Genomic DNA, 4,131 nt, shown 5'->3' with positions numbered 1-4,131 from the left:
GTCAGAATTAGCTTGTCGCCTTCCCATTTAGGCGGCGTGACGGCCCGCTCCAAGGCGGAGACTATCCACGGTTTTTTAACCGTTTTGATGAATTCCGGCCAGTCCTTGCGGATGTCACGCTCACCTGACGCAACTTTTGGCGCAGGCTGAAACTGCTCCGCCGGATGCGGCGGCTCTTCCGGCATGGGCGGCGCAGGCGGCAACTCCGCTGTTGTCCGGGTTGGCTCAAGTTCTAGCGGCTTGCTCTCAGCAACTATAGTTTTTTTTTTCTCGTAAAGCGGGGCAGGCTCTGCCGCCTGCGGCAGCGCAACTCCGGCAAGGATACTGTCCAAGCGGCCCAGCAGTTCAGTCACCGGCACCACATCTTCTGCCTGCACCGCGCGGATAAAGGCCATCTCCACAGCAAAGCGGGGTCGCGATGACCAGGCTGCCTTCTCCAAGCTGTCCATCAGCAGGTTGAAAAGCAGGAAGAGCGACTGCGGCGAATGGCTGGCAGCGGTTTCTTGCAGGCTGGCCAGCTCGTCCGCAGGCAGGTCAAGCAGCTGGGCTGGCTCTTTGCTCACCGCGCAAACCACCAAACTGCGGAACCACGCCAGCAGCTCGTTGATGAAACGCTTGAGATCCATGCCGGAGCGTGTCACGGTCTCCAGCCGCTCCAACGCTGCGGCGAGATCGTGGGCCAGCAGTGCTTTCGCCGTTCCGGCGATGACTTCGCTACCGACCGTGCCCAGCACCTCAGCGGCATCAGCCGCCGTGACCTGCTCGCCGCAATACGAGAAAAGCTGATCAAGCAGACTGAGGCCGTCGCGCACTGAGCCGCCAGCGGCCCGCACCACCATGTTCAGCGCGGCAGGCTCCATCATGATGCCTTCGCTCTCCGCCAAGCGGGCGAAATGCGCGGCCAGCTCCTTGCTGCCCACCCTTTTCAGCTCATAGCGTTGGCAGCGGGAGAGGATCGTCACCGGCACCTTGTGCAGCTCAGTGGTGGCGAACATGAAATAGACGTGAGCGGGCGGCTCCTCCAAGGTCTTCAGCAAGGCGTTGAAGGCTTCAGTGGTCAGCATGTGCACTTCGTCAATGATGATGATCTTGAAGCGCGACATGACCGGCATGAAGCGGATATTCTCTTTCAGCTCGCGGATTTCCTGAATGCCCCGGTTCGACGCGCCGTCAATCTCGTGCAGGTCAACCGAGCTGCCGGCGGCGATTTCCTTGCAGGAACGGCAGGCGCAGCATGGCTCCGGCGGCTGGCCGCTTTCGCAGTTGAGGGCTTTGGCCATGATCCGGGCCAAGGTGGTCTTGCCGGTGCCGCGCACCCCGCTGAAAATCAGGGCGTGCGGCACCCGGCTACGCAGCAGGGCGTTCTGGAGGGTGCGGACGATGTGCTGCTGGCCGACAACCTGGGCGAAATTCTGAGGCCGGGATTTACGGGCAAGGACGAGGTAGGACAAGGCTTTCTGTGGTTAAGGCATCAGCAGGCGCAGGACGGCCTGTCAGATTTTATTGATTGAAGAACGATCATGTTTTCTTAATTCCTCTTACAATTGCCATTCGTAAATTGTTGGAGTATTTTACAAAGCCGGAGAATCGAACTTCGGATCCGCTTTCTTCCATCCACTTCTTCACTGTTTTGATCCGTTGTGGATTATCGTAAGCCGGAGAGAACATATCAAACGTATCTAACACAACCCATTCCCGCAATTCTTCTTTAGACAGATTAGCCGGAATTGTTCTGTTGATATCACACATAGGAATGAAGCGATGTGCGATTATCCCTAATTTCAATTTATCAAAAAAACGGTAGGTCTTAATAAGTCGATTAGTATTGCGCTCTATTTTGCCTAGGAGTTTTTCATGCGTCATCTTTTTTGTAAAAGGCCTCAGCATATATTTAGCACTGATCTTGGTGTACCATCCTTTGATGGGATAAAAATCCACAACGATTTCGGCACCTGGTTTTGCTTTGTTTACCAGGCATTGTACAGATTTTTTAAAATCTGGAGTGTGCTGCAGTACACCAAAACAAAATACTTTATCAAAAGAGTTATCGGGAAAAGGCATATCGTAAATACTTGCCTGGAATAATTTTAAGCGATCGCCATGATGCGAGTTATTACGGTAATTGGCAGAAACAGCATCTGAATAATCAATACTGTAGAGATTACCCTTTGTATGGTCCAGTACAATCTGTGTGAACCGACCGGCACCGCTGCCTGCTTCCAGTATATCTTTACCCGACAAATCTTCTTTATCCCAGTTAGTAGCTGCAAAGAATCTTTCTTTAGAAAAGGTAGCATTCTTCCTTTCCCGGTCGATCTGTGTCTTTTGGAACTTATTCCATTGAAAACCGAAATTATCTGTATAGTTATGTTCTTCAACAAACCTCGACACTCCATTAGTAATCTTAAAGACATTTCCATCTTCGTCTTTTAATGTATCGCCAGACTGAACCAGTAATTTTTGAGTAAAAGGATTAATGATCGAAACCATTTATTATTTATTTTTTTGATCCTCCGAATATTTCCCGGCCCGATAATTCTGGCGGCAAAGATGCAAGTATCTAGAAATCAGAAGAAAGCAACCATGTTAAAACAACATACTGGGCATCTGCGCCGCCGCTTTTCCTGCAACAACACTTCATCATAAACCGCCTGCGGCACTCGGACATCGGAAAACAGGCGGTTGAGCAGTTCCAGCCCGTCGCACAACGCCAGAGCGACCAGCGCGGAGCTGTCGGCGACAATCAGCATGATGCCGCGTTTCCTTTGATGAGCGCGGCAAAATCTGCCTCCAGCTCATCCGGGGCATAATCAATAACATCAATGCAGTGCTGGCGGCAGGCTTCCAAAAAGGCATAGCGGTCAACTCCGGCAAATTCACAGGCCGCACCTGCTGAGAACTGCCCGGCCCGAAACAGCAGCAGGGCCGCCGAAATTTTCAGCCGCCGGGCCAATTCGTTGGCCGGAAAATCCAGCGCATACTGATCAGGAACCGTTACGACAATCTGCATGGTCACTCCATCGTCTTGTTCTTTTTCGGCTCGCTCCGCTCACTCGCCGCCGAAATCACATCCTCCTGATTTCTTCTATCCTCAACCCGATATTAAAAATCGGCTGGCGGAAGTTTTCTTGCACGATATAGATTCTTTCCTGCGGGCCTCTGATTTTTTATCGCAAGCCAACGATTTCTTACTTCCAGCTCCTGCGATTAAAAATCAACAGCCTGAGACTCTAACGCAAGCTCTTGCAGCAAAACATCAGCCGTGCGATTTCTTCCTGCAAGAGCAGGAGATACATGCCCTGTTCCCGCCTGCGCGGCAAAAACAAGACACTTTTCTTCCGCGCCACAGATTACTTCTCCTGCTGGAAATTGCAACAAAAATCATCAGTCAGCCCTGCGTCTCAGGATGAAAGAGGATGCCGTCCTCCGGCATTTCCTGCGATTTCAGCTCGACCGGGCAGGGCCGCACGTCCCAAACCTTGCGGCTGTAGTCGAGAACAGCGCGGTCAGAGGAGAACTTGCCCATGCGGGCGGTGTTGAGGATGGACATCCGCGTCCAGGCGTTGCGGTCGGCGAACAGCTCGCTGACCCGCTGCTGACAGTCGATGTAGTCCTGATAGTCGGCCAAGAGCATATAGCGGTCTTCATGGAGCAAGGAGTCAACAATTGGCTTGAACAGCTCGCGGTCGCCGGAACTGAAATGGCCGCCTTGAATCAGGTCGACAGCCGCCCGCAGGCTCTCGTTGTGCTGATAATAGTCCCAAGGCCGGTAGCCCTGCCGCCGCAGCTCCATCGCCTGCTCAACGTTCAGGCCGAAGAGGAAGAAGTTCTCCGCGCCGACCTCCTGCCGGATTTCGACATTCGCGCCGTCCAAAGTGCCGATGGTCAGCGCACCGTTCATGGAGAACTTCATGTTGCCGGTGCCAGAAGCCTCCATGCCCGCCTGCGAGATCTGTTCGGAGAGGTTGGCGGTCGGATAAACAATGTGGCCGATCTTGACGCTGTAGTTGGGAATGAAGAAGATTTTCAGCTGGCTGCGCACCGCCGGATCGTTGTTGATCACCTGCGCCACGGAATTGATCAGCTTGATGATCCGCTTGGCCATGAAATAGCCTGGCGCGGCCTTGCCGC

Annotated in this window: 6 protein-coding genes; 1 reads left to right on the top strand and 5 read right to left on the bottom strand. The window is 53.2% G+C overall.

The window, feature by feature from the left end; all coding sequences use genetic code 11:
- From dnaX to ACNKID_RS10650, 4 genes are all read right to left on the bottom strand, one after another.
- Nucleotides 1-1,451 (bottom strand): DNA polymerase III subunit gamma/tau (gene dnaX, locus ACNKID_RS10665; protein ID WP_417913416.1); only part of this gene is annotated, 1,451 nt, incomplete at its 3' end.
- Nucleotides 1,452-1,518: 67 nt separating this feature from the next.
- Nucleotides 1,519-2,490 (bottom strand): class I SAM-dependent methyltransferase, encoded by a 972-nt coding sequence (locus ACNKID_RS10660; RefSeq protein WP_417913415.1) that lies wholly within the window; start codon nt 2,488-2,490, stop codon nt 1,519-1,521.
- Between the two features lie 77 nt (nt 2,491-2,567).
- Nucleotides 2,568-2,750: a hypothetical protein gene (locus ACNKID_RS10655; RefSeq protein WP_417913414.1), complete on the bottom strand. Its 183-nt coding sequence runs from the start codon at nt 2,748-2,750 to the stop codon at nt 2,568-2,570.
- The gene (locus ACNKID_RS10650) at nt 2,744-3,010 is read right to left on the bottom strand and encodes a UPF0175 family protein (protein WP_417913413.1); all 267 of its coding nucleotides are present in this window, start codon (nt 3,008-3,010) and stop codon (nt 2,744-2,746) included. The genes ACNKID_RS10655 and ACNKID_RS10650 overlap by 7 nt, the downstream gene beginning before the upstream one ends.
- On the opposite strand from ACNKID_RS10650, the gene ACNKID_RS10645 reads away from it, so the two are divergent.
- Complete coding sequence (locus ACNKID_RS10645) at nt 3,009-3,410, top strand: hypothetical protein (RefSeq protein WP_417913412.1); 402 nt, start codon at nt 3,009-3,011, stop codon at nt 3,408-3,410. The two genes, ACNKID_RS10650 and ACNKID_RS10645, sit on opposite strands and share 2 nt — an antisense overlap.
- On the opposite strand, the gene ACNKID_RS10640 is transcribed toward ACNKID_RS10645, so the two are convergent.
- Nucleotides 3,389-4,131 (bottom strand): glycogen/starch/alpha-glucan phosphorylase (locus ACNKID_RS10640; RefSeq protein WP_417913411.1); only part of this gene is annotated, 743 nt, incomplete at its 5' end. The genes ACNKID_RS10645 and ACNKID_RS10640 overlap by 22 nt on opposite strands.

Origin of the sequence: Candidatus Electronema sp. TJ, assembly GCF_048287355.1 — a bacterium.
Taxonomy (GTDB): Bacteria; Desulfobacterota; Desulfobulbia; order Desulfobulbales; family Desulfobulbaceae; genus Electronema.
This window is presented reverse-complemented; position numbering and strand designations above follow the sequence as displayed.